Here is a 23,923-nt window from a genome sequence, read left to right as displayed (position 1 = left end):
GCCCCTTAAAAATCTAAAGCCACCTCTCAAGGTAGTGAGTTTATTGATATTGGTCTATACATACCCCTTGGCCAAAGTAAGTGCCATAAGTTTTGGGCTTTGTGCTCTAAGTTCTGCAAGCTGAGAGTTGATACTATCGCTTAGGGTCGTGAATGGCGGGAGCTTTCCGCAAATGACGGCGATAAGGTATTCGGATAGAAGACTTCCCTGTTGAGGGTCTTCCAGTGCTGGAAGCAGAACAGCTAGAGTTTCCTCTTTCTGAATAACTCCATACTCGATAGCTGATGCATTCCTGATGATGGCAGACCGGATAAGCCCTTCAGAATAATTTTCAAAGTTTTTTGCTCCTAATACCTGGGTGTAAGGGAACCCAGGGGAGAGCCGCTTGGTTTCATCATCATGACTTCTCATCAACTGCAGAGAAGATGCAACAGCAAGCACCACCCCAGAAATTCCGGTCTTCTCTGGTGCGAGGTAAGAGCCACCTCCCAGTGTGATGGATTCCGTGCGTGGATCTATGTGGAACAGTGCATCTTTACCGGACAGACCATCCTGTATATTAGAGAGTTTGGTCAGCCTCTCGTAGAAATGGCCAGAATTCTTAATGCCTTTTTTTACGGAGCCATTTATAGAGTTGAACTCAAGGCACCAGGGGCAATCAAACTGATTATAATCAGGTAGTACTAGGGTTTCGATGTGCTGAAGGCTTCGCTTTACACCATCTCGATCTGGGTATGCGACGCAGTTTTTGAGTCTCTTTTCAGCGTTTCCTGAAGCGGGACGATATAGTCCTGATAGGAAAGTAATATCGCGCACCTCTTGATCTAGCTCTGGTGTTTCTCTTATTAGATTGTTCAGCCGCTCAAAAGGCTTTCCGTTGATGACGACGGGGTCGTATATCACGACTTTGTCAGATGCGGCAAAGGCACCAATGGTGTCGCCTTCCAGTACGCTTTCTACCTCTTTCAGATAGATGCACTTGGCGCCCAGTGAGTTAACTTCTTTTTTAAGATTTTCATCATCGCAGAAGGTCAAAACAAGCGAAGCTGACGTCAGAAGAGATCTCAGTTTTTGATTTAAAGCGCCAGAGAAGGCATCAATGCCGGAAAGTTTGCTGTAGTCGACGTAGTAAGCGTAATGTTTACGGCCTTTGAAGTGATCGCCTTTATGGAAGCTGATAATGCTGTCCAAATGGTCATGGTACTTTTCGAAAAATGGTTTACCTGTGCTGGCGATAGTTTTGCATAGGGTAATCCCAGAGTCAGTAAGGCTTTTTACATAATAGGCGCTTGCGTGGATTTCTATTGGCTTGCTGTTTTTTTTGCAGAGTTCACATTCGTCGAAGTTAAAGCGCTTGACTTCAGCGTTGATCTTGCAGATCGCCTCGTCTCCGCCATTAAATGAATATACAGAAACTACGGTGAGCTTTTTTAACGGATATGCAGCGCTAAAAATTTCGCGGAATGTTCGGATCAGGCTACCGCTGCTATCTACACTTACGATCAGCAGGGGATTTGTTGATGATTTCAAGGCCGGCGTCGTGGCGCAGATAACAGATCTGCAATCCCCATGCTTCCTCGCCGGGTGAGCCGGAAGGGCATCGAATACAGTAGTTTTCCCTAGGATTTGCATTGCGCGAAGGGGGAGCGCTGCAATCGACCAGGAGTCAATGAAAATGTAATCGGAATGGTCGATAACCTGAAGTAACCAAAATGCTACCCTGTCTAGGTCATCTTTATTCTTGATCGAGTCCCCGAGTCGAAAAAAAGCATCAGTATGGTTGTGTGAAGGTGTTGTAAAATGGTACTGATCGCCTCCACGAAGAAAACTTTCGCTGGAATACTTGTTTAGAAGTCGATCTAGATCGATGGAGGCAAGCGCCTTAGTGTCGAGTTCATCATCAGCGAGTGATACGCCCTCATTAGTTACTTGATACACCTGGTAGCGTTTGAATTGAGTGCTGTACGTGATAATTCCTAGGAAGGGAAGATTTAAGCGATTTATTAATTTTCTTCGAATAGGAGTATTGTCTTCTTTGTCTATCTCCGTAACCAAATTCAGATTTCTAGCTAGAATAAAACATTTGTCGTAGGGTTCATCTGATGAGCTGGTTGCCATTACCAGCAGTGGTTCGATGTCTGCTGGGCCGACTATGTCAATGCAGTTTATGATTATTGGGTTCATAGTCAAACCGGCATGATCAGCGAGATTGATGTTGAAAGTACGTCGGTTTGATCTTCGGAGAAAAGGACTTTTATGTTGTCTAGAAATGTATCGCTAGCATAGTCATAATTGGCGCAAAGAGTGCCAGAGGTTGTGATGACGACCAGTCCTTTTAGCTTGTGGGCGCACTCCATTGCAGCATGTAAACCAAGTCCGCGCCTTATGGGTTTGCGCTGAATCTTGGAAGTGCTGTGCTGGTGGAATGCTCTCTCTACGACCTCTATCTTGCTTCGTCCGGGGAATGTGGCTTTCAAAGATTCATATATGCCGTATCCTGAGTCCACAACGTCAATAATTAGGTATTTTTTTGCGCCTTCCTTTTGGGATCTTGCTGTTAGGTACGCAGCCAAAGCTATAGGTAGTTTTGAATTTTGAATCTCTGTAAGACTGTTATAGATAACTCTTGATACCTTCATGTATCGCAACGATGTTGTAGGTTGACGAGCATGATGGATCGTGTTTTCCCAGATTTCCTTTAGGAAAACATAGAGGCTCATTGAGTTTACAATTTTTTCAAGTGCTCCTAAGGCTTCCGCAGTAGTCCCAACCATGCACTGTTCGATCTTGGGGCCTAGGAGTGTCCGGAAGTCCTCCTCCGAAGGCTCAGCGGAGCCTAGGTTAAGTACGGGAGGGTGGACGTAGTACGGATCCAATGCATAGAGTGAATAAGATTGGCTTCCCTGAAATGCACCATAGTCCATATCAACAGCAGCGCTGATCATTTCTAAAAGGTATTGTGTTATGTCCTTGTCATGCCTGTCTAAAATCACCAAATCCTGCATGCATATATTGATAAAACAAGCTGAGGCGAGATACGAATCATCTTTGATGCCGTATTCTTCAAGTTCGGCTTTAGATAAGTGGATCTTCACTTTTTCTAAATTGCCAGATCGGGCAAGGCCTATTGCGCAGGAGATAAAAAAGCCTTCGGCTCCAATGGAGAAGCTGGCGTCCTTTTCAAATTTGAAGCTTGATTTATGATTGTGTCTGATTTTGCTAGCTAAGTGACTTATAGAACATCCAGAAGGGATTACAATCTCATTCATGACGGACAAACCTCTTCACCTAAAAAAACATGGTAGTGTAGCACGTATATTTGTAAAAGTTAATGGTTTGCAAGGTATTTGTTCGGGCAGGAGGTGTTATTTAAGTTGCTAGTGTGTTTGCTATTTCCTACTTGTGGTGTGTAAGTCTTCGACTTGACTAGTTTTTTGCCGCGGAACGTGCGTTATTTTAGGTGGGTTCGCATTGAATGGGGCGTTTCAAGAAGTTATAAGCGCAATGAATAGTTGGCTTCAGTCCTATCTTTACTGTAGATCCTGGCTTAAAGCGGGGTTTTTCCGACCAAGCGTTTGTATCCCACATGACCAGCCATTTGCATCGGATGTCACAAGTGCACTGGTAAGTCTTGAACGGCAGAAATTGACCCGAAGCAGACACTACCCAAAGCTCAGTTTTCAGCGCCATCGCCGCTAGCCGAAGGCCCCAACATTTAGCGGTCGCCGTGGGGCGACTGCTATGAGTTGTAAGCATGTGGGCGTAGGATGGAGGCTCCCCCATCAGGCCAGCAAGAGCCGCTTCTTATGAAAGATTTCGTCCAGACAACCGTGAAATGCCAAGATCCAGGTGATGGTTCTGCGGATGTCATCATTGAGCTATCCGACGATGTCCTCGAACGCATGGGCCTGCAAATCGCTGATTCCCTGACCATCGAGTTGATAGGCGGAATCATTGTGCTCAAGCCGGTTCGTGGTGCAGACGCCCAGCCCTAAGGCAGCTATCAACCCATTGCAGTCGTTAGATGGGTCTACAAAACAAGGGGCGATTCACATGGATATGCTCAACGCCGCTTAAAAACTAAGCTATAGCTTAGATTTTAGGGGTGAACTGCCTAGTTTTTCGAAAAAACGAAAGTAAAGTTTAGATTTCGTTTATCCGGGTTTCAACCTGACTACACAAAATGGGTCGTGACTACGTATCGCTCCGTGCCGAGATTGTTACGTTTGCGTCCGAAGCCAAAAGCTTCGACAACACCTTGTCTTGTAAACCGTCACGTACAGGCCATCTTACAGGTGGCCTGTTTCGGAGCAGTACAGCTACCTCTTTCAATTTTTGTGTTCTCGACGCCATCCACAGTCTCAGCGGGGTTGTCCTTGAAGGCCTCACTGATAGTAGTCAGGTTATCTGCGTTGCCTGTGGTCTTTGGCGTTCAGCTCAAATCGACAATCTCACCAGCCGGTTATCCAGAACCTGTGCATCCTGCACTCGGCGCTTGTTCACCATCAACTGGCACAATCGCAATGAGTCGCTTACGGATGACATTGCGCGACGGGAGGAGGGGCAGCAGTTGTATGGGCGATCTTTAGGAATAGAAGGATGGGGCAGGGCGCTTTCCGCTGAGGGCCCACTCGCCGACTCGTGGATGCGGTAATCCACCAGGTCGTGCAGGGTTTGCGTCCTCAGGTTGCGCCAGTGGCGGTCGAAGCGCAGCGAAGCATGGGTGGCGCGGGCGCCGGTAACTTCGAACAGGCGGTTACAGATATCCAGACCTTGACGGGTGGCAGCGACGTTGGCAGTCCCGATAGCCAGGACTAGGGGAACAGCCGATCAAGCACAGCGCGCAGACGATACATAAAATCTCCCAAAATGAATGACGGCCCTGAACAGAATGGCCAGGGCTTCACAAGTTTCTGGGGTTTGCTAGCTGTGTATCAACTCAACTTGCTGTACTTGGTGCCCTGGGTGTCAATTGCGAAGCAGTCGGCTAGGGGAGGCGGTCGATCGCAGCGCGGTAGTCAAAATCCACAGTTGCTCCGGACTCGAGTACAGCTTCGAGCTGATGCCGCGGCGTGTTCATGAACCCAGGCTTTGATAGACAACTGACGATTCGGAACTCACTGACTTCGCCCTCTTGCCGCGTGACTTCCCAGATCAATCTGAGCTTCTCTGTGGCCATGCGGGACTGTATCGCGCCTGGAGAGGACTTTGCCAGGAAGGCGGTGAGCCTGGTCTTGAGATCAAATCTGGAGTCGTATTGGTAGGGGCCGAGAGTGAAAGGGCCATCGCCGATGATTCGATCAAGCTCGATACTGGGCTTCATGTGTAATGCCTGAATTTCTCGATGCTCCCTCCAGCGGTTCCAAACCTTGATACCCCTGGCAGTGCAATGTTCGATCCAGCGTGTTTCTGCCTCCAATGAGGCCTCTTCTGAGTCGCAGGTTTCCACGACTTTGAATGCTGGGGTCATCCCCGCATCGAGTATCTGAGCGATTTTGGCTGCCGCACGCTTGCAGTTGTGATTGGCTTTCTCGAGATGGCTCCGCTGCCGGCTTTTGAAGTTGCCCGTCTGCCCTACGTAAAAGGGCTCCTCCGTCACGGGATCAATAATCAAATAGACGACGTATTTCTTGGCAACCACGCCTTCAAATGCCGCCTGCAGAGGAGCGGCGGTTGGCTGCGGCTCGGGCGCCTGCGTGCTGAAGTGAAAAACCGGTGAGTGATTCGAGCCTGGCGTGGGGATGTTCTTGCGGTACCACTCTTCCGCGAGCGCAAGCGTTGCGAACGACTGGTGTTTCGCTTCTGGAAAGCGCTCGATGGACAAGCGTGCTCCATCTACCCAGCTATTGAAAATCCCGAGTTTCCGTCCTCGAACGACAGCGTAGAACTTGGGTTTCTTTGCCATCCTGTGCAACCTTCCTGAGTTACCTAATTCGCCTGTTGAAGCGAGCAATCGTGAGCAAGCAATACCTCACCAGGATCGCCAATGGTGCACTCTACCTTGATGGCGTCACCCTCTGAAAGCTGGGCACACTGCCTGATCAGTCCCCTAGAGTCCGGTGAATATGAACGATCTCGTTTCAGTGAGGGTTCGGCTGAGCGCGTTCTCCTTTGCCATTACCAAATAATCGACTAATACGGATAGTGGCTATTTGATGACTCAAGGAGGAAGTAATGGGGGGTAAAGCAAAGGTCGCTTGGCTTCTGGGCGTGTCAGCGCTTATGGGGGGTGCAGCACGGGGCCGACAGCTACCTGGCCATGGGAGGAGAGTATGCCTTGCACGGCGAAATGCACGGCTAAGGAGGCGTCGAAAGCCTTCGTCGATGCCGTGGGCTTTTGCCGAAAAGTCCAAAATTATTATGAGGCTCACGGTTTCTACGCTACCAATAGCAAATTCTGGATTGGCGCAGTCGGCACCCTATCTGGTGCTGTGGCTGCTCCTTTGGCGGGCGGTAGTGCGAAGGACGCATGGGCAGGATTGTCCGGCTCGACGAGCGCGCTGCAGACCGGGTTCGAGGAGGGGTTCTCGTCAGCGGTATACGTCAGACGAAGAGCGAGTGTTGCCAGTGCGGGCAAGGAAGGCATTGTCCAATACAGCCTTGCGGAAGACGATGATCAGCGCGTTGCGGTTGCCGTTGCGATGGCTTTCAACTGCAGTGTCGCCGCCGCTGACGCTGAGAGCGCAGCTTTACGGGCAATCACTACAGCTCATGTTAGTAACCCTAACCCAGTCTCTAATGCACGTACTCAGGAAGCGGCCAAACAAGCCCAGGAAAAGGCTGACAAAGCCGCGGAAGCCGCTGTTGAGGCTAAGGACGCCGCTGCGCAAGCAGAGCGTGCCGCCTCCGTTCAGCCGAGCGAAACAAGACTGATCGAAGCCGCAGAAAAAGCCCGAGCATCAGCCGACCAGGCTGAAAAATCGGCTCAGGAAGCAGAAGCATTGGCCAAACCAAAATAGGCGTTAGCAATCAGAGCTCGGCATGTAGTAAGCATGTATAGGCCTGCCTCTTGATTGCTCATCCAGAAAATAGTCTGAAATTTTCACTTGAAGGATTACATATGTTCGAACATGGCGACTTGCTCTTCACCCAGCTAGGCGATGCGAACAACGCAATTTCGGCGGTTACAGAGGGTTACCGCGGGGCAAGGGTTAACCATATGGGCATTGTCTTGGTGAACAATAAAGGGACTTTTGTGCTTGAGACGTTTCCGCCAGAAGTACGCGTCACTCAAGTGGATGTACATCTAAAGAGATCGGAGGATGTTACCAAGAAACCTAGGTATGTGTGCGCGAGACTGAAGACGCCTTACAAAAATTTGATTCCCATGGCAGTAGAGTACGGATTGAGCTGCAGGAACGTTCCTTATGACAAGCTTTACCTGACAGATGAATCAGCACTGTACTGCAGCGAGCTGGTTGTCGACATGTTTCGTGCCGCAAACGGTGGCTCAGAGTTTTTTCTTGAAAATCCCATGAGTTTCAGAGATCCGCTTACAAGAGAAATTCTTCCAGCTTGGACTTCATACTATCAGTATTTTGGAATGAGTGTGCCCGACGGTGAGCCGGGCTCCAACCCAGGTGACATAAGCAAGGATTCTAGGCTTAAAGTCGTACAGGTGGTTGGGAATGTGACCGGATACAGACCCTAATTAATTTCCTCGGGATGGGCGGGATTAATAATTATGGTTTGACATCTGGTCGAAGGCGTAATTACTATAAAGGTATGCGATCCTAAGCAATGATTTCCATTTGCTAGCCCGAGGTTTCATCATGTCCCGATTGGCAGAGTTTCGTCAGCTTGAGCAAAAATTGGCAGCCCAATTGGCTGAACTGGAAGCCCTGAAAGGCTCCTCTGAGTTGCAGAAAGAAATTGAGTTTGAAACCAAACTGCGCGCTTTGCTTGGTGAGTATGGCTTCAGTCTGCGTGACATTATCAACCTGCTGGATCCTCAGTCTGGCCGCCGTTCGGTAGCCCCTAGTGCTGAAAAACCGGCTCGGCGTGCACGCCAGGTCAAGCAGTACAAGAACCCACACAATGGCGAAATTATCGCAACCAAAGGTGGCAACCACAAGCTGCTGAAAGAGTGGAAAGCCGAGTACGGTGGTGATGTAGTAGAATCTTGGCTTGCCTAAGATTCGACTGACGTCTCAATGAAAAACGGCCTGTCAGGCCGTTTTTTGCGTTTGGCCCAGTTCAGCAGCCCTGGCTTTTTTGGGTAATACCAAAAGGATCATCGGGGTGCGCAACCACCACGGGCCAGGGCAGACTGCAGCTTTCCGACAGCGGCTCGGATCACATAGGCTTCGTCATCATCTACTGCGCACCCGCGTACCTCGCTCCAATTGAGCCGCTTGAAGAATTGGGCAAGCGCTAAGGTTTCCCCGTGGCTCAACTCAGCATCCGCCCGGCGGCCATCTATATCGAAAGTCACGGTGACATCTCTGTGCTGGGTCAGCTTGGTCATGGGGGGCTCCAATTTTGGCTAGCGGTAGTATGGCGAGTCTAGCCTACGACGTTGTTTACATAGCATAGTGGCCGCTTACAAAGCGCGTAGCCAAGAGTTTCAGTAGGGGATTACGACTCGTTTTACCACGTGGGGTTGATCATGGTGTTCGACCGACTGCAGACGTCGATTCATCCGCTCATTGCAGGGTGTTGGGGCGCCCGGTCTGATTTCCGCTATTGGCCGCTTCGGCGTCCGATGATGGCCTGCACTTTCCTGGCTGGGGCACCGCCCCGAGGCTTTTCGTTATGACGCACCTGAAGGTGCGCTTAAACTACTCGTCGAAGGCCTAGCATCGAATGGGGTGGGGTATGCAAAATTTTGACCTGGTGTGGCAAAAGGCGCAGCTGGTGTTTGGTGACAAAGCCAAGGCAGCTGTGTGGTTGTCGACGCCAAAGCATCAATTCGGTGACGTGGCAGCCATCGACTATGTGACCGACCAGGAGTGCTTTGAGCGGGTGATGGAAGTGCTGGCTCAGATCGATCATGGCTACGTTTGAGCGCGCTTGCCATGGTTGCCCTTTCACAGCTGCGCTCCGCCCAACGTAGAGAGACCAATGAGTAGTCTGATCCCGCTTAGGACGCTGAGCTCTGAAGAGTACGAGAACATGATGCGAGACTTTCAGCAGGCATCAGCCTGGATGAAGGAGCAGTTGGCGTCGAAGCGCGCGAGCCGACCTTCTGACGTGCCTGCTGACTTCAGCAATCAATTTGACTCACAGAGGTTGCCTGTGGAAGGTCGGAAGGTCATCCGACATGACAACGAATGACCACGTAGACACCGAAAGACGCTGCATTTAGAAATGGGTGTAAACGGGTGTGGAACGAGTGTCCTATTCACAAGCATCCGAACTCCGCCTTTAGCGTGTATTCGTAGGCTCACCCCTATACTCCTGCTAATTCGCATCTAGCAGCGACTCACCGATTGCGTTGTAGCGGTGCGATAAGAAGGCTCCAGAACGTTTCGGCGCCACCTTCTTGTGAAAGCTTCTGGTCTTGCCGAGTGTGGAACGCCATACCGAACGTCTTCAGGTACATGGATTGGTCGTCCGTTTCTACCGTCAGTGCCTCGTTGTATGAGCCACCGCCAAACGAGTCGCCATGACTGTAATAGATTCCTGCGCCTAGCTGGCCACCGGTGAACACCGTCGCTTTCGCAACATCGTTGCCGTCCCTGTAGATATTCGCGGAGAAGCGATTTGCATCCACGCGCCGGAACACTCCCTCGTACCCTGGGTTGCGTGCTTGGAGCTCTGCAAGTGAGTTCTCGAAATAGCGGGCGATGTACTCGAAGCTGTCGAGCAGGAAGCGATCCTTGTCCAGCTGGGTATAGCTCTTAGCCATCCGAAGGTTGCTAGACCTGGGGGCAGCGGGGGCCATAGGGGAGGGCGCTGAACCGCCATTGAAATCGTTGCGCTCGGCCCGTGGAGCAGGGCTCGGTTGGCCACGGCTGCATCGTTCAGCGGCTTTCCGAACTTCCCTCGCGACTTGCAAGAACGCTTCGTCACGATCTGGCCAAAGTGTCACGGGCTTACCATCCTGAGGCGTGCCAAGCAGCTTGCCGAACGGCGCGTGGTGCCAATCGCACGGGCGAAGAATTACAGGAATGACGATCGCTTCTCCCGCTCCATGACGCTCCATCGCGCGAGTCATCTCGATGTTGTAGCAGTAGTCGGACGCGATGAAGTCGGGGCTCACAAGCAAGAGAATGATTTCGTCGCTGTTGATGTGATCATCGATCGCGGCATCGATTTCTTGGCCAGCGCCGATTCTGCGGTCGTGCCATGTCTCAATGACTCCCTGGCGCTTGAGCATGGAAAGCTGCTTTTCGAGCTGGTCACGCAGCGCTTCGTCAGCATGGCAATACGAGAAGAACACGTTCGGCAAAATGGCTACTCCCATTCAGGTAGGTGCTGTTCGATCATATGGTTTGCTCACCACAGAAGTACAGGTTTGGGCTTGGCTCGCACGCAAACTGCGATGCACCTCTTCCCCCCGTCAGTTGAAGAACAACGGGGCAGGCAACGGGTTACGGGTCGTGACTTGGTCGAAGATCATCTGGGCTAAGTCGTAGCGGATAATGTGCTTCCCGTGTGGCGTTGGCCGCACGAATTGACGTATCTCCACAGGCGCGAAGGTGAAGCTAGACGGAAGCCCCAGATGTCGTTTAGCCGTGCCGTCAGCACTGTTGCATTGTTCGCAGATCATGACTGGGGAGAATGAGGTGATGCGGCGAGGTTGACCAGGGAGAGGTTTGGTCGCATAGGGATCGGTTCCATGATCATGGTGGGTATGGAGGCCCGCTGCCCATCCTTCTCGTCTATCCGGTCTTTTGGGGAACAGCATCGTCCAGCGCAGCAATTCGTATCGCGTCCGACCACAGCATGGGCATCGCCAATTATCATGAAGCTTCGCCCACAGCTGGCGGCAATGTGCGCCATCAAAGCTAAGGTAATCTTCCCAGCTAGGAATTCGCCGGCGCAGATTGCTATCCAGTGTTTTCTCTCTGTTGGGATTCTTGATTTTGGTGCCGTCGCACGCCAGGCAGCAACCGTTCGCTAGAAACTCAGGCTTGCAGGGACACAGGCTTTTGATCATGAACTTCTCAAAAATTGAGTGCCAAATGACTTGGCTCGACCTGTCGGCGCTGGCCGGTTCGACAGGGGGACGGTGATTTCACTCTCACCTATAGCTGCTCACGGCATGCGGGTCTCTAAGGGTTTCATCTGTCCAGGCAAGGCCAATACAGAACATGAGGGTTAAGGAGGCGTAGCTGACCACTGCATACACGCCTCCTGCGCTCACGTCTTCTACTGCTCGATAGCACCATACGCCTAGGTAACCAATCATTGCCCCCAGCGCGGCCCTGCAAGCAGTCAGCAGGCTACCGCCTACGTTGACGAAAAACGCATGAAGCTCACGCGACTTGCCGATGAGATGAAACGATCGGAACGTTACCCTCAGAGTGAGGACACTGACGATCGCGAATGCGATAAGTAGGTACACGTAGTACGCCATGAGCTCTGGTGCTGCCAATAGTGCAGTTACCAAAGCGCTCACTTCCCCGGGTGAGGTACTGATGAGTAGTGGCAGTGCCCCAATGAAGAACGCGTAGATGATCTCCCGGGCTGCCCGCCGCCAGAGTCCAAACTTTTCCTGTGTTCTCATCAGCAAACGTCATGTCCCTTCAGATTCGAGTATCTATGTGGAGTCAAACGGCACGCCGGCTCAGTACCGGGACAACCGCTTGAGGCCTTCGAGCATGAGCTCCAAGTAGCTTTCAGACCCCAATGCAAACCCAGCGGCAATCACCGGAGCCTTGTACTCCTCGGTCGTATACTCATGAGCAAAACGATGAATGGTTTCTGAATGCCAAGAAAGCCGGCCCAATGCGATTTTCCTAAAACCGTGGTTTTTCACCGCGTCCGCGAGCGACTCTTCACTGATTCCGCGTTGCTCGCAGAAGAACAGGAAACTCAAAAACTCGAAGCGTTCGTAGAGCAGCCCGTGATCCTGAAGTCCCGCAAAGTCAGGCGCCCACCGAGGCGTAAGATGGTCATGGAGTCGGTTGCACAAGGGGGTGAGGGATCTGCTTTGGTCTTCAAAACTTTTCCATAACTCGAACAAGCCATTGGCTGCCTCGACGTAGAATGGTGATAGCTCAAGGCCCAGAGCGAAAGGCTTTTCTCGTCGGTTTATCAGCGTCGTCTGAAACAGCTCTCTCAGCTCAGCCAGGCGATTGGCCCGCACAAGCCCCATGCTATACGCAAAGGTAACAAGTGCCACCGGGTAACTCTTCAATGCAAGCCCAGCTACCCATCCAGACTGCTCGACCTGAGACGCAGCGTGCAGGCCCTTGATGGTATCCAGAACGATCGTATGCTCTGCCGCTGCACCCCATCGCCCCAGCACTGCACAAAGACGTGCTAGGGGCTCGATAGCAGCTTCGTAGATCTCAACTAGGTCAGTAAAATCCTTAGACGTACTACCCTGAGGTCGTGCTGCAAAGTGAGGAGCCAGATGAGTGATCGCTTGATGAGCCTGGCTGGTTACTAAATCATCGAGCTGAATCCTATGTTCGGGTCTGGCCATAAAACGCTTGGCCAAAGCGAGGGTCAGCTCGATGCCAGCCGGGTTCGGCAGGCGGGACTGTTGGATAGTTTCAAGCTTGAGATTTAGCCCATCGAAGAAGGTGTCGGCATCCATTCCGGTTACGGTCGTGGCACGACGCTGAGTGATGAGCTCCTGACCACGCTCACTCAATCGACCCCGGGATAGCCAGTAGGTCGGGTAGCGACGTGACGGCGCTCTCAAAAACGCCGCCCTCAGCGCATGATCCCACTCACCTGACCATCCTGCGACGATGAGCCCAAACTCATCGATGATGCGATCAAGCAGCGTATTGAACGCCGCCGGGTACTCGCCCAGTTCCACATCGGTATTAAGGATCCTGGCATCCTTGTAATCACCATGGATTTTCAGGATGAAGCAGGATGCATGGGTGAGTGGCTCAGCGCCTGTGAGGGTGTCTTCTGAGCTGACGACGGTTGGTTCAACACCGACATCGCGCAGTGCATTCTCCATGAGTCGGTCGAAGTTCGTCGTGATGATCACGCGCACGTGACCCGATTTGACCATGGCTGCAATTGCCCGATGGGCACGTGTAGGCAGCTTCAGGCCGTCCTCCATTTCCTCATCAGTAGGCTCCAAAAAGCCTTGGATGATGGCTCGCCGCTCGGTTTGAGTGGCCGCAAGGCGCTCGAGTAGGGTGGAGTAATTGGGTTGCTCTCCTGTCTGACCTACGTACCACGCCACCCAGTCATCCTGCTCTCCCGCACCCATCGCGACTCCCCAACGTTTCACCAACTCCAGGGTGATTTCCCAGCCGGTCTGAATACCAGCTGAGCGGGATACGCCCGAGCCAATAAGCACGGCATAGACGCCCTTGTTCTCAAACATGGAGAAGGCGATTTGAGCTGTTGGATCAGGAGCAGCAACGGTCATGCAGAATCCTCGTGATTTGGAGAGGCGAACTGTTCGTGTGGGGGAGTTGTATCCGATTAACGACTAACTCGTCGGCTCAACGTCGGCACCCATGTTTTCTGCCAGGTGCTCGATCCTAGAGGTGCCTGGGATGGGGAGCGTGGCAGGAGAGTGCTCAAGCAGCCAGCGCAGAGCACTGCGTGACGTCGCCGATGCATCTTCGGACTCAAGGTATTTTCCGGCCCCCAACGGGGCATACGGGACGAAAGCGATGCTGTTTTCCTCACACCACTGCACCACGTCTTTGGACTCCGTGTTAAGACGGCTGAAGGCATTCTGAACTGCCGCAATCGGAGCGATCGCTGCTGCCTCGATGATTTGAGCAACGGTCACTTTGGACAACCCCAGTGCCTTGATCTTGCCCTCTGCGCGCAACTGCTCCAGCTCCCCGACCTGATCTGCGAGCGGTACGCTGGGATCGACTCTGTGCAGGTAGTAAAGATCGATTGCTTCGACTCCGAGCCTTCGTAGGCTCATCTCGACACACTGGCGCAGATAGGCCGGCACACCGCACGGTGTCCATTGCCCTGGGCCCTGGCGGGTAAACCCGCCTTTCGTGGCAATGATCAAATCCTCTGCGTAGGGATATAGAGCTTTGCGGATCAACCTTTCGGCGTCGTGCGGGCCGTAAGCGTCGGCGGTGTCGATGTGTTGGACACCCAATGCCACCGCCGAGCGCAAGACCTCGATCGCGTTTTGCTCGTCAGCAGGCGGCCCCCAGATGCCTGGCCCTGTCAGCCGCATGGTGCCAAAACCTAGGCGACGTATCTTCTTTCCGGCCAGCATCCCGTGTGTCGTGAACGTCATGCCAACCCCATGCGCAGGAATACGTCGGCGGTGATTTGAGCCAGAAGCGCCTCGCGCGCCGCAGGAGTAAGCACCTGATGATGGATTGAGTGCCGCTCAAGTAGCGCATGCAGGTGGGTGTCCACTGATGCTCTGTAGCGACTGTCTGTGTCTCGCCCCGGGCCGAGAGCGATGGAGGGATCCAGCTTCGTGGCAAGAACGGTCGTGTAGTTGGGGCTGTAATTCATCATTACGGCCCCAATGGCCTCGACTTCATGCGCAGCCAAATCGCAGCCTCGGTACTCAACGGCAGCGTTCCAGTACGCCACTGCATCCATGACAGGGCGATCAACCAGCACAACATCAGCGTTGACGCAGGCAGCGTGCTCCGCCTCAAGCGTCCGGTCGATGAACCACATCGTGGAGTCGTATGTGTGCTGGGTGAGCAGAGGAATGCCTTGCTCAACGGCAAGTGCCCCGAAGGAGGGGATGGCTTCGACGCGGATCCCCTTCACCTCAAGTACCTTCCTCAAGTCGGCACAGAAGGTGGATTTGCCGGTTGAGTGCGTGCCGGCAACCCCGATTACGACCGAACTCACCACAAGCTTCCCTGTTCAGGAGCGGGTGTTTTGTCCACGGTCTGAATCTTGAGCTGAGCGATCTTGCAGACTTCTGGCCAGCTATTGAGGAGGGAGTCCTGAATCAATCTGCCCAGGAGGAGGGCGGTTACTCGGGCGTCCTCCCCGGCGCGATGCAACTCGCCCGAAACTTCAGCGTCCAGGCCAGTCAGAGCCAGCAGCGCAGAGAGGCTGTGGCTTTGAGCATCTGGGTACACATGGCGTGATAGCTTCAGGGTGTCTATCACTCCAATCGGGGCCCAGTCGGGAAGATGGCGCTTCATCACTCCGTAGTCGACTGACGCGTTGTGCGCGACGAACCATTTGCCCTGAAGTTGTTGTTCGACATTGTCCCGCAGCTCTTCCCAAACAGGTGAGCTCTTCACTTTTGTGTTGCCGATGCCGTGCACACGCTTGGCTTGCCAGGTGATGGGGTTTGGCGGCTTGATGAGCCAGCTCGAAGGCTCATCACCCTCGACGACAGGGAACGAGGCGATAGCCAGCTCCACGAGGTCAGGCGGTGTATGGCCATTACCCTCAACGTCGACGATTACGATGGGCTCGGAGGGCCACTGAAACTCCGTATCAGTCATCAGATATTCCTCTGCGCTTCCGCGCGTCCATGGCGATCATAGTGATGTGGCTTGTCGGCATCGTGCACCTGGTACCCAAGCGTGTGCTGCATGAAGTACCGGCGCTGTTCATCCAGGCCGCGAACGATGATGGAGCGTTCTGTTACCACCGGTTCACCCTCAGCGCCCAGCCGCTGGCATAGGCTGCTGAGAAGCGCCTCATCGGGCTTCTTCCAAGCAGCCTGGCATGTGGTGTATTGAGCGGAAGGGCAGGTGTCACATAACTCGGTGATGCCGAAATGGCCGTTGTAGTCGGGCTGCTGGTGAGCATAGGCCACCCCACATGAGGTCTTGCGGAAGATCGGGGTGCCTGGAGCGTGCGCTTGATACATGCTCAGCAATCGTTGCTCCTCCTCCAGCGGCAGCAGCTTACGTCTAGCGGTTGAGGTGTAAGGCTCGGGAATACCCTGGCTTTGGTAGTACTGGGCAATCTCTTGTCGATAAAACAGCCCGCTGAACACCGTTGCGTGCGCGTGTTTTGCGAGCTGCGCGGCGCGAGCGATGTGCTCTTCGGAATCGTTGAGCCCAGGGACAATTGGTCGCCAGTAGAGCAACGTCCGGTAACGCTGTGCATGCTTGAACAGGGTTCGCAGGCTATTGGCTGCGATCGACGATTTGATGGGCTCGATCTTAGGGTCTTCGATGCCTGAGTAAGTCACCAACACCGTCAGCTTGATGTTCGTCAGGGCGTTGAAGCGTTCGCAATCCTCGGGCGTCACCCGCCAGCGAGTGATCACAAGCACGTTGTTGGTAAACCCTGCCTCATCGAGCAGTTGCAGCAGGTTATGGGTATGGCCTTTCACGTCCGGAAGCATCGGATCGGTTGCCCGGTTGAAAAGCTGAATCGGCGTGATATGAGGCTGGAAGAAGCGATGCGAAACAAACTGCCTGAAGGCTTCTTCGTCGGTCATCAAGGCCTGGGGCGTGCGCTGCTCGAAGTTACCGAAAAGGTGCCTCACGCAGTAGCTGCAGTCCAGGGGGCAGCCAACGATGTGGTTCAGGCTCAAGCCACTTTTGCGGTACTCGACAGGATCCCGGAGGCTCGGGTTGACCAGTGCCAGCTGCGTGGCGTTGATGACAGCGACGTTTCTATCCATGGACGCGCTCCTTGCAACTCAACCGAGTTGCAGATGTTCCTTCAAGGTGTGCCTATCCTTCCTGGAGCGTGCTCGGAACTGGGGTGAAGCACTACCAGGCAGGCGAGCTGGCAGGCTATCAATTTGCCATCAATCGAATCAATGGTGGGGCAGAATCTTTTCCGTGGCAACGGAGGGGGATTTGTGAGGATCGGGTTTGCGTGAGGGGCGAGCAGGTCATCGGCGCACCCTTGATTTACGTAACCTCAATGGAGGAATGCTGAGTATTTCATACAGCCTTCGCTCGATATAGAAGTCAGGCCTAGGTACTTTTCAGTCCCTCGGAGAGCGGAGCCAGTTGATTACTGCAACATCTGCGGCCTACCGCCTTTGGTTGAACGAAGTGACGTTGTGGTTTTAGCAAAAATGTCGATGTGACGGATTATATGCCGAGGTGCTGATGCAAGGCTGAAGGTCTTCCTTCTTCGATAGACGGGGTTGGCGCGCCGTCCTTGCGTGGCTCGAAATCCCCAAAGTCTATAACTGCGGCGCAATTATGTGGATGTAGAGTCTGGCGCCGTCATGGAAGAGTTAGTAATTCAATTGAGCGGCAATTTGTTACTTAGGCATCCAAATGGATTGATGTTCGAGAGGGGGTTTGAGCATGCCATTGCTCGAAAAAAAACGTGCGGTTACTGGCCGTGGTCGAGTAGAATTCGGGGGCAGGCCACTCTTAACAAAGTCGGAATGTTCTCCGGAAAGTTAGGGTTTCTTAAATTCGAATGGCATACTGAGAGTCGTTAGTCATGAGTGTCGAAGGGATTTTTAAAAAATTCGATGATGATATTGGTGTGGATGGTTATTACCGGATGTTCCGCTCCAAGCTATTTCCAAATTCGACCCAGGATAGCTTTGACGGCGCGGCTTATCAGTTGCAGAGCCAAATTTTTAGAAAGGGTTCTAGCTTCTCCCGGGTTCGACGATTGTCGGTAGATCAAGCGAGTAAGTTTGTTTCGGGTGAAATAGCGATTGGCGACTTTTATCCGCCTAAGTCTCACAAGGTAGAAATCCCGCAAGGACGATTCAATGAGGCAAATCGTCGAGTATTATACGTGGCTCAACATCCGTTTGTGGCGATTGCTGAGTGTGACGTAAAAGTAGGGGAGTATTTCCTTCTTGGCTACTTAAAGTTGTCTGTAGAGATGCGCTTCTTCCGTGTCGTTCCTGGCGTGAACGAGTTTACAGACATGGTTTATGAGCTATTGATGTCCCCGGATAAGAAGTTCTATCCTGTCATAAATAAAGTCAGTGATGAACTGCTAAGGTTTCAAGGATTCCATGGCGTTGTTTATGACTCGGTGAAGGTTTCTCAGGGTCATGAGGATCCAACGTGGGGTGCTATAAGCTCAACGGAAAATATTGCAATATCTGGTGAATACATCAAGAAAACTGAGCTCGACGTCGCGTGGCTTTCTTACTGTGGAGATGGGTTTATTCCTTATCAGCACTCGATGTTCAGACCGCTGAGCAATAAAAAGAAAAATAAAATTTCATGTTTGAATTTTTGGTCTAATAAATCCCTGTTCATTGCAGAAAGCACGAGGGAGCAAAAGCGGCAGAACTTAGATTTTCAGAGAAATAAACGTCTTTTGGATCGTGGGTACTACACGGATTTTAACGAGTCGCCCATTAAGATTTTGATTAAGTAGGGCTCAAATAATTTGGGTAGGTGGGGAGCTGGTTGGTTGGGATGCGCTTTGCGCATTGTTTGTTGTTTATCTTGGGTGACCTAATTGGCACGGGTGTGGGGCCGAAGAGTACCCATGGGGGCGACGAAATGAGGCTTTGCTGCGGCGAAGTCAATTTGTGGCCCCGTAACACACGAGCGTCTTGACACGTCTCGTCTGTCTTCTAATCTGATGTCAGACGCCTGCTGCAGGCGTTCCGCCGTGAGCTGGAAACGGCCAGACAATATGACAAACCATTGCCCCGTTCGGCGGGGAATTCGTTTTCTATTGTCTGGAGTAGCCCATGAAGCCAGACCTACCACCCGTTTCCCCCATCGCTTTCCACCCGATGAATACCGAGCCCCCCCTTCAAGGCCGGCTGAAGCTTCCGGACGGCAGGATGGTGAGTCAGGCATGCCCAAACCCGGCCAATTTAGATGATTATTGTCAGTCCAAATTTGGAAGGAGCTGGCGCTCCATTGAGAGGGATTGCCTTCGAAGTCTGGCGAACCGTATCGAAGCTTTACGTGGGCGCTTCCTGCCGCTCGAAGCTTTGATAAATCAGGGGCAGTTTGTTGAATCCCTCGACGCCCTTAGCGGAGACATCTGGGAGAGCCTAGGCGCGGCATATTCAGATGGCTCGTCGGCAGCGCTGATACTCATATCGAAGCTCAGTCTGATTACAGGTACCGGAAGCATGGAGGGCGCAATGATGGCTGCCGACTTAGGAAATGTCGCAGCGTACTGCTTTTTGGGTGATCACTATTTGAGTAAAGAGCAGGTCGAACAAGCGGCTGCGGCCTACCAACAAGGTATGGCAAAGGGATGCAGTGCGTGCGAATACCAACTTGGGCAGTTCGCGGAGCGTGGTGTTGGAGGGCAGCTGAAAAGCGTCCGAGTCGCATTCGATCATTACGCAGAAGCCACAATGGGAAATTACCCACCTGCGTGGGTCGCGATCGCTCGGCTTTGGTTGAGTGATCCAGGGGAGCTACCGAGACATGAGCGTCTTGTTGAGATGTTGAAGGAGTGCGTCGAAATGAGGTGCGAGGGCGCTGCAACGGCCTTGGCTGAAATTTATTTGGCTTACGACCAATCCTCTTATACGAAGCGTATGGTGATGTCGCTCTACCGGGGGGCAGCGGTCGAAGGCGATATCGAAACGCAGCTCAAGCTCGCGAGCTTGCTCGCGGGCGAGGGGGCCTCTGAGATGGAAATCGAGCCGGATCCTGAAGAGGCATTACGGTGGTATGAGCGGGTGTACAGTTCTGAAAATGCTTCGCCCGCCCAGGCGATTCTGGCCCACCTGAAGCTCGGCTATCTGTTCATGGGCAAGAACCAGTATGACCGGGCGGCCCATCACTTTGCCTTCGCTTCTGACACTGACCTTGAGGCTGCTGAGCTGCAGAGAATCTGCGAAGAGAAGGGGGAGAATCTCAGGCGCTGGCGGCTGCACAATATTGGCGGTGAGTGTCTGTAACGAGTCGAATGGGCTGAAAACAGCTTGTGGGGTTGATACATACAGGGCGATAGGATCATTTCCATCGCCCTGTTACCTCTGCCTGTCCAAGCGATAGGCTCATGGTCTCAGTTGGGCATGACCTGCTTCTTGCCGTTAACGAAAATGTACGTGTCTGGTTCCCACTCAAACTGCAGTTTCGCTGTGTTCGACGATGCGAGCTTGGTGTCCGAGGCTTCGAATTGGTTGAAGTCCATGGTGCCTTGATAGATGTAGTTCTGTCCTGCGTCGATCTGGGCGTCATCAGCCAGCCGGATGCGTTTGATGACATCGCCGAACATGTCCTTCAGCACAACCGTGCCCTTCACGCCAGCCAGGGCCTCAGCTGTATTGTTCTTGAAGGCCACACTGATGGTGAAGTACTCCGAGTATTTGCGTCGCTCGTAGTCCTTGGGATTGAGCTTGAGCTCAACCAAAGAGGCAGTGAGGGTGGCGTTCATTTCCTTGAGGGCCGCGAGCTGCTGTTGCTTGATCTGCTCGGCCAGGAGCTTCTGCTTTTCTTGCTCAGCTGCCTTCTCGTCCAACCAGGCTTGCTGGGACTTCAGAGCATCATTGACCGTCATCTCGGTCACGGTTTTATTGCCCCCAAACGCACTTGCTACCGCGAGGCGTGTTGCATACCCAATGAAGAGCTTCTTTTCGTCATCGGACAGCTTGGACACAGCATCCTTGAGCCCCTGGTCTTCTGACCATTTGGCCATGTCCGCTGGAAGCATCGCCTGCTTTGGATCGCTGCAGCCAGCCATCAATAAACCAGCCATCAAAATGGCAGCCACTTTTGTGCGCATCGTATTTCCCTATGTTTAAGTCGGTTGTAGCTGCGAGGTTTGCGGCCCTGTTTAACCTGAGGCCTTCCTGCCCGGCGACCTTCGTCCGCATGCGGTGAAACCAAATGTGACTGGCCTTTGAGCGTGATGGTTATACGACAGTGGAGCAACGCTATCAAGACGGTGGGGACAGTGCATACGAGTCCCCAGGGCAGACAAGAAGTAGTGGCTCATCGCTATTGCCACATCGCCCATCGACGGGCACCCTGATTCCTATTTGCTTGGAGACATTGCAGTGGGCGCTGAGGAAAAGCGGTACGCGAGGGAGCGGTTCGCAAAGCCACTCCATCAGGATGTGTCAAGCGCTGGACAAGGTATCGCCCCGGGATTTGGAGTACCAGTTGTTCGATGAGAACCGCCGCATCGTGACACGCTTCGACAAGCTCGCGAAAAGCTATGCCGCCATGGTCTCTCTGGCTTGTTCCATGCGGTGTTTGCGACATCTCTTTACGTATAGGGCCTAGGCATAACCTCTTTCTTGCCACTCACGACAATACAAGTGTCTGGCTCCCACTCAAATTGGAGCTTCGCTGTATTCAACGACGCAAGTTTGCATGGTCTTTGCGCCGGGGGTCGCCGGCCACTTGGGACTCGCTTCAATATCCGAGGGTAAGACAGCCCTGCCTCTGGGAATTCACATACGAGCCACACAACACTCCCTCGATCCTCACCAACGAGGAGTTCGAGACCATGATGGCCTAATTCGACGCGGCAGAGCTCTGGTGAGCGACTGTCACTGAACCGAGCCCAAAGGCAGCCCGTGTCGCTGAGCCGGATCAGCAATGGTCGACTGATAGTCGTCAACCAATCGAGCAAGGAAGCCATTGAGCCGAAGCACGTGGCGGCTCAGCAACCGACGCCTACGACCATCCCTTTAAGAGTAGTAGACGCATCTGCTTGATACGGTTTGTCCTGCTTTGAGGCTGTAGATCTCCGCATTTATCCAGGTAGTGAGGATGCGGCCTCCATCAGTTTCTGAGTCATCACTGACCGTCTGTACGCATGCAACGTAACACCCTGCTCCCCGAGGCCAGCACGAAGTACCCACTGGTGGAATATTCGAGCAATTTTCACCCTGTGCAAAGGCCCAGGCCCGGTGCGACTTGGGAAAAGGAATTCGCCCGGAATAGCGTTCGAAAATTCCACGCTCCGCAAAACTACAGATTGTGTAGGGGAGTGACTCTCTCGACGAGAAGATTTGGGTGCAGCCAGAAATACGGTGTTACCTACTCCGTGTTTTGCTCCAGAAACATCTTGCGCTCGAAGTCCTAATGAAAGCAGTTCGTGCAGTGCCATCTCCATTTTCTTGCCAGAGTAGCGCGCTGCAATTGCGATTTGATTTAACTCGTCAGTAGTTAAGGCCCGTACTACAAGAGTGCCAGCCTGGGATTTGTCACGGTTGGAAGGTTTTGTAGCCATCTTGACTCCAAAAAAGCTTGTGAACTGCCGTTAGGGAGAATTCAGTAAGAAACGATTACTTATCTAAGTGCTGGTGCGCAAAGTTGTCAATCTTTGATTTTCGTTAAGTTGAGCGTCTTTCTTGCCCAACCCCTTTTGCGACGGGGGCAGCCAGGGCACTGCAGCTCGATCGAGTGTGCTAACAGAGCCAGCCTAGAGAATTGTGAAGAAATAATATCTATATATATCAATAGGTTAGGCTAGTGCTGGCTCTGCTCTGAATCCAGCAGCTAACCCTCTCGTTGCGTTTTGCCCAAATTGGGCAAAACCCATCACCTGTGGTTGAGTCTACCGTAGCAGGTGCTTAATCAGCGCCATAAAAAACATGCATTAGCAGATGCCTAGGCGTGAACGGATAATCAATATTTCTCAAAGTTAGATCGCTGGCCTTTATGGTTCTGGATAATATATATGCAAGGTAAAAAATAGTTGCCATCCCGGGTAATAGATGTTAGGTGTAATATAAAGAATTAATGTTAGTAGCCATGATAAACACAGCCGCCTATTCATATTTCCCAAGTGTTAATTTTTCAGCAAGCGAGTTGGCGCAGGCTCGCAATTTCTTTCCTGACCCTAAAGTCAGAACCACCTTGGATCAAGGGTTAAGGTTGTTTGATATGTTTATGGTCGTTACTAATTTGAAGCGAGAAAATTTAGATGACGAGCTAATAATGTCTAAATTTTGGGGCTTTCTATTGGTGGAGACCGATGTTGTTTATACACATGCCTGGTTGCTATTGACTAAGGTCAGGCATGTTGCACACCTGCTGGGCATTAATGTTGATAAATTTCGTGATACTTGTGGTGCGAAAAAAGAGAAGGAATGTCGACTTGCATATTCCAGGGTGCCAAAAAATTACATCAAGCTTAAATACTATAAGGGCTGGTGGGTAAAATATCACGATGACAAGCCTATATTTATAAATCTGGTGGTAGTGCACCATCAATATGGTGAGGGCTTGTGCGAGAAGATATATCGGAGATGTAGAGACTACATACAAAAATTCCCGAGAACTACTGGGATCTCAAAAAATAGAAGCATCTCGATATTAATGAGGATTGTAACTGAGCACTTCTGGAATGCCGAAGAATTGCGCCTCCTTGAAAATCCTTTAGAAATGCACGAATTTTTTTCCACGACTTTTAACATCGAATATGATCGCTGGCTAGAACAAGGATTTAAGTCGAAGGTTTTCTTGAGTGACTGGCGTGCAATGATGCTAGTTGTTGAAGAGGTTTTTATTACGCATGGCTTCTTGCCGGAGAAGTTATTTGACTTCACGTTTCATGAACGTGTGGAGCTGGCAGGGAATAATCCGTTTCAATCTCAAGGAGAAGACAAAGGAATTGTCAGTGCTATTACTGCTATTCCTTTACATATTGAAGATGAGGGCGCTGCACAGAAGTTATATCATCAAATAAATAATGATGCTACGAAGCTGAGAGCTGCTTGTGAGGAAGCTAGAGAAGCCACGCTGCCAACCACAGGCGCCGGATCGAAGCGAGCAAGGTTGACGTAGACTCGCCTGGTTTTTCTGATACTTACAGTAAGGAAGAGCAGTCGTACATTATTCTTTGCAGGAAATGGGCGCAGCGACCCTATTTTACTAACGATGATCGGGAATTTGAAAATTACTTTGGTGCAAGTAAAACCTATGTGAGAAATGCGCTAGGCCTGCTGGATAGCACGACGTTGCTACCCTTTATTTATCTTCTAATTCTTGAATGCCCT

At 52.0% G+C, this 23,923-nt stretch carries 21 protein-coding genes and 2 pseudogenes; 9 read left to right on the top strand and 14 right to left on the bottom strand.

Translation table 11 applies throughout. From position 1 onward, the window contains the following. Nucleotides 1-54: 54 nt before the first annotated feature. A complete protein-coding gene (locus LOY42_RS13705) occupies nt 55-2,184 on the bottom strand; it encodes a hypothetical protein (RefSeq protein ID WP_172288580.1) in 2,130 nt (709 codons plus the stop codon). Nucleotides 2,185-2,186: 2 nt separating this feature from the next. Continuing rightward, nucleotides 2,187-3,269 (bottom strand): hypothetical protein, encoded by a 1,083-nt coding sequence (locus tag LOY42_RS13700; protein WP_172288582.1) that lies wholly within the window; start codon nt 3,267-3,269, stop codon nt 2,187-2,189. A 537-nt stretch (nt 3,270-3,806) separates the two neighbouring features. Between LOY42_RS13700 and LOY42_RS13695 the strand changes: the two genes are divergently transcribed. Further along, entirely contained in the window at nt 3,807-3,995 is a 189-nt protein-coding gene (locus tag LOY42_RS13695; RefSeq protein ID WP_172286446.1) for an AbrB/MazE/SpoVT family DNA-binding domain-containing protein, read from the top strand. Between the two features lie 590 nt (nt 3,996-4,585). Here the strand turns inward: LOY42_RS13695 and LOY42_RS13690 are convergent. Further along, nucleotides 4,586-4,818 (bottom strand): annotated as a pseudogene (locus LOY42_RS13690) (monooxygenase); the annotation flags it as partial. Nucleotides 4,819-4,987: 169 nt separating this feature from the next. Next, on the bottom strand, nt 4,988-5,905 hold the full coding sequence (locus tag LOY42_RS13685; protein WP_172286447.1) for a viroplasmin family protein: 918 nt from the start codon (nt 5,903-5,905) through the stop codon (nt 4,988-4,990). A 367-nt stretch (nt 5,906-6,272) separates the two neighbouring features. Here LOY42_RS13685 and LOY42_RS13680 point away from each other — a divergent pair, with 367 nt between their 5' ends. From LOY42_RS13680 to LOY42_RS13670, 3 genes are all read left to right on the top strand, one after another. Then, complete coding sequence (locus LOY42_RS13680; RefSeq protein WP_172286448.1) at nt 6,273-6,959, top strand: hypothetical protein; 687 nt, start codon at nt 6,273-6,275, stop codon at nt 6,957-6,959. Nucleotides 6,960-7,060: 101 nt separating this feature from the next. Next, nucleotides 7,061-7,651, top strand: coding sequence for a YiiX/YebB-like N1pC/P60 family cysteine hydrolase (locus LOY42_RS13675; RefSeq protein WP_172286449.1), 591 nt, complete (start codon nt 7,061-7,063; stop codon nt 7,649-7,651). 121 nt (nt 7,652-7,772) lie between these two features. Further along, nucleotides 7,773-8,135: a histone-like nucleoid-structuring protein, MvaT/MvaU family gene (locus LOY42_RS13670; RefSeq protein WP_172286450.1), complete on the top strand. Its 363-nt coding sequence runs from the start codon at nt 7,773-7,775 to the stop codon at nt 8,133-8,135. Nucleotides 8,136-8,233: 98 nt separating this feature from the next. On the opposite strand, the gene LOY42_RS13665 is transcribed toward LOY42_RS13670, so the two are convergent. Then, nucleotides 8,234-8,467 (bottom strand): hypothetical protein, encoded by a 234-nt coding sequence (locus LOY42_RS13665; RefSeq protein WP_175586209.1) that lies wholly within the window; start codon nt 8,465-8,467, stop codon nt 8,234-8,236. Between the two features lie 350 nt (nt 8,468-8,817). Between LOY42_RS13665 and LOY42_RS13660 the strand changes: the two genes are divergently transcribed. After that, nucleotides 8,818-9,006 carry an MbcA/ParS/Xre antitoxin family protein gene (locus LOY42_RS13660; RefSeq protein WP_172286451.1) on the top strand — a complete coding sequence of 63 codons (189 nt, stop codon included), beginning with the start codon at nt 8,818-8,820 and terminating at the stop codon, nt 9,004-9,006. A gap of 418 nt (nt 9,007-9,424) precedes the next feature. Here LOY42_RS13660 and LOY42_RS13655 read toward each other — a convergent pair whose 3' ends face one another. From LOY42_RS13655 to LOY42_RS13620, 8 genes are all read right to left on the bottom strand, one after another. Further along, entirely contained in the window at nt 9,425-10,393 is a 969-nt protein-coding gene (locus LOY42_RS13655; RefSeq protein ID WP_172286463.1) for a toll/interleukin-1 receptor domain-containing protein, read from the bottom strand. 111 nt (nt 10,394-10,504) lie between these two features. Beyond that, nucleotides 10,505-11,104 carry a hypothetical protein gene (locus LOY42_RS13650; RefSeq protein WP_218583481.1) on the bottom strand — a complete coding sequence of 200 codons (600 nt, stop codon included), beginning with the start codon at nt 11,102-11,104 and terminating at the stop codon, nt 10,505-10,507. 84 nt (nt 11,105-11,188) lie between these two features. Next, nucleotides 11,189-11,674: a hypothetical protein gene (locus tag LOY42_RS13645; RefSeq protein ID WP_172286452.1), complete on the bottom strand. Its 486-nt coding sequence runs from the start codon at nt 11,672-11,674 to the stop codon at nt 11,189-11,191. Between the two features lie 60 nt (nt 11,675-11,734). Then, nucleotides 11,735-13,510 (bottom strand): SIR2 family protein, encoded by a 1,776-nt coding sequence (locus tag LOY42_RS13640; protein WP_172286453.1) that lies wholly within the window; start codon nt 13,508-13,510, stop codon nt 11,735-11,737. A gap of 63 nt (nt 13,511-13,573) precedes the next feature. Then, nucleotides 13,574-14,356 carry an aldo/keto reductase gene (locus LOY42_RS13635; protein WP_172286454.1) on the bottom strand — a complete coding sequence of 261 codons (783 nt, stop codon included), beginning with the start codon at nt 14,354-14,356 and terminating at the stop codon, nt 13,574-13,576. Beyond that, complete coding sequence (locus LOY42_RS13630) at nt 14,353-14,934, bottom strand: ATP-binding protein (RefSeq protein WP_258597959.1); 582 nt, start codon at nt 14,932-14,934, stop codon at nt 14,353-14,355. Before LOY42_RS13630 ends, LOY42_RS13635 begins: the two co-directional genes overlap by 4 nt. After that, a complete protein-coding gene (locus LOY42_RS13625; RefSeq protein WP_172286456.1) occupies nt 14,931-15,545 on the bottom strand; it encodes a 3'-5' exonuclease in 615 nt (204 codons plus the stop codon). The genes LOY42_RS13630 and LOY42_RS13625 overlap by 4 nt, the downstream gene beginning before the upstream one ends. Further along, complete coding sequence (locus LOY42_RS13620; protein ID WP_172286457.1) at nt 15,545-16,681, bottom strand: radical SAM protein; 1,137 nt, start codon at nt 16,679-16,681, stop codon at nt 15,545-15,547. The genes LOY42_RS13625 and LOY42_RS13620 overlap by 1 nt, the downstream gene beginning before the upstream one ends. Nucleotides 16,682-17,466: 785 nt before the next feature. Between LOY42_RS13620 and LOY42_RS13615 the strand changes: the two genes are divergently transcribed. Both LOY42_RS13615 and LOY42_RS13610 read left to right on the top strand, forming a co-directional pair. Then, nucleotides 17,467-18,369: an RES domain-containing protein gene (locus tag LOY42_RS13615; RefSeq protein WP_172286458.1), complete on the top strand. Its 903-nt coding sequence runs from the start codon at nt 17,467-17,469 to the stop codon at nt 18,367-18,369. A 322-nt stretch (nt 18,370-18,691) separates the two neighbouring features. Continuing rightward, nucleotides 18,692-19,867, top strand: coding sequence for a sel1 repeat family protein (locus tag LOY42_RS13610; protein ID WP_172286459.1), 1,176 nt, complete (start codon nt 18,692-18,694; stop codon nt 19,865-19,867). Between the two features lie 107 nt (nt 19,868-19,974). Here the strand turns inward: LOY42_RS13610 and LOY42_RS13605 are convergent, their stop codons facing one another. Continuing rightward, nucleotides 19,975-20,694, bottom strand: a complete 720-nt coding sequence (locus LOY42_RS13605; RefSeq protein ID WP_172286460.1) for a hypothetical protein — start codon at nt 20,692-20,694, stop codon at nt 19,975-19,977. A 389-nt stretch (nt 20,695-21,083) separates the two neighbouring features. Here LOY42_RS13605 and LOY42_RS13600 point away from each other — a divergent pair. Continuing rightward, nucleotides 21,084-21,197 (top strand): annotated as a pseudogene (locus LOY42_RS13600) (IS5/IS1182 family transposase); the annotation flags it as partial. 1,479 nt (nt 21,198-22,676) lie between these two features. Beyond that, complete coding sequence (locus LOY42_RS13595) at nt 22,677-23,711, top strand: hypothetical protein (protein ID WP_258597958.1); 1,035 nt, start codon at nt 22,677-22,679, stop codon at nt 23,709-23,711. The last annotated feature ends 212 nt before the right edge of the window (nt 23,712-23,923 follow it).

Origin of the sequence: Pseudomonas sp. B21-023 (assembly GCF_024749165.1) — a bacterium.
Lineage (GTDB): Bacteria > Pseudomonadota > Gammaproteobacteria > Pseudomonadales > Pseudomonadaceae > Aquipseudomonas.
The sequence above is the reverse complement of the archived record's forward strand: the minus strand, read 5'-3'. Positions and strand labels throughout refer to the sequence as shown.

Excerpts from the sequence above, each read along its gene's own strand:
- LOY42_RS13665 (WP_175586209.1), bottom strand. The coding sequence starts at position 8,467 with ATGACCAAGCTGACCCAGCACAGAGATGTCACCGTGACTTTCGATATA.
- LOY42_RS13700 (WP_172288582.1), bottom strand. The coding sequence starts at position 3,269 with ATGAATGAGATTGTAATCCCTTCTGGATGTTCTATAAGTCACTTAGCT.
- LOY42_RS13660 (WP_172286451.1), top strand. The coding sequence starts at position 8,818 with ATGCAAAATTTTGACCTGGTGTGGCAAAAGGCGCAGCTGGTGTTTGGT.
- LOY42_RS13610 (WP_172286459.1), top strand. The coding sequence starts at position 18,692 with ATGAAGCCAGACCTACCACCCGTTTCCCCCATCGCTTTCCACCCGATG.
- LOY42_RS13650 (WP_218583481.1), bottom strand. The coding sequence starts at position 11,104 with ATGATCAAAAGCCTGTGTCCCTGCAAGCCTGAGTTTCTAGCGAACGGT.
- LOY42_RS13695 (WP_172286446.1), top strand. The coding sequence starts at position 3,807 with ATGAAAGATTTCGTCCAGACAACCGTGAAATGCCAAGATCCAGGTGAT.
- LOY42_RS13625 (WP_172286456.1), bottom strand. The coding sequence starts at position 15,545 with ATGACTGATACGGAGTTTCAGTGGCCCTCCGAGCCCATCGTAATCGTC.
- LOY42_RS13670 (WP_172286450.1), top strand. The coding sequence starts at position 7,773 with ATGTCCCGATTGGCAGAGTTTCGTCAGCTTGAGCAAAAATTGGCAGCC.
- LOY42_RS13675 (WP_172286449.1), top strand. The coding sequence starts at position 7,061 with ATGTTCGAACATGGCGACTTGCTCTTCACCCAGCTAGGCGATGCGAAC.
- LOY42_RS13640 (WP_172286453.1), bottom strand. The coding sequence starts at position 13,510 with ATGACCGTTGCTGCTCCTGATCCAACAGCTCAAATCGCCTTCTCCATG.
- LOY42_RS13645 (WP_172286452.1), bottom strand. The coding sequence starts at position 11,674 with ATGAGAACACAGGAAAAGTTTGGACTCTGGCGGCGGGCAGCCCGGGAG.
- LOY42_RS13605 (WP_172286460.1), bottom strand. The coding sequence starts at position 20,694 with ATGCGCACAAAAGTGGCTGCCATTTTGATGGCTGGTTTATTGATGGCT.
- LOY42_RS13635 (WP_172286454.1), bottom strand. The coding sequence starts at position 14,356 with ATGACGTTCACGACACACGGGATGCTGGCCGGAAAGAAGATACGTCGC.
- LOY42_RS13615 (WP_172286458.1), top strand. The coding sequence starts at position 17,467 with ATGAGTGTCGAAGGGATTTTTAAAAAATTCGATGATGATATTGGTGTG.
- LOY42_RS13680 (WP_172286448.1), top strand. The coding sequence starts at position 6,273 with ATGCCTTGCACGGCGAAATGCACGGCTAAGGAGGCGTCGAAAGCCTTC.
- LOY42_RS13705 (WP_172288580.1), bottom strand. The coding sequence starts at position 2,184 with ATGAACCCAATAATCATAAACTGCATTGACATAGTCGGCCCAGCAGAC.
- LOY42_RS13620 (WP_172286457.1), bottom strand. The coding sequence starts at position 16,681 with ATGGATAGAAACGTCGCTGTCATCAACGCCACGCAGCTGGCACTGGTC.
- LOY42_RS13595 (WP_258597958.1), top strand. The coding sequence starts at position 22,677 with ATGATAAACACAGCCGCCTATTCATATTTCCCAAGTGTTAATTTTTCA.
- LOY42_RS13685 (WP_172286447.1), bottom strand. The coding sequence starts at position 5,905 with ATGGCAAAGAAACCCAAGTTCTACGCTGTCGTTCGAGGACGGAAACTC.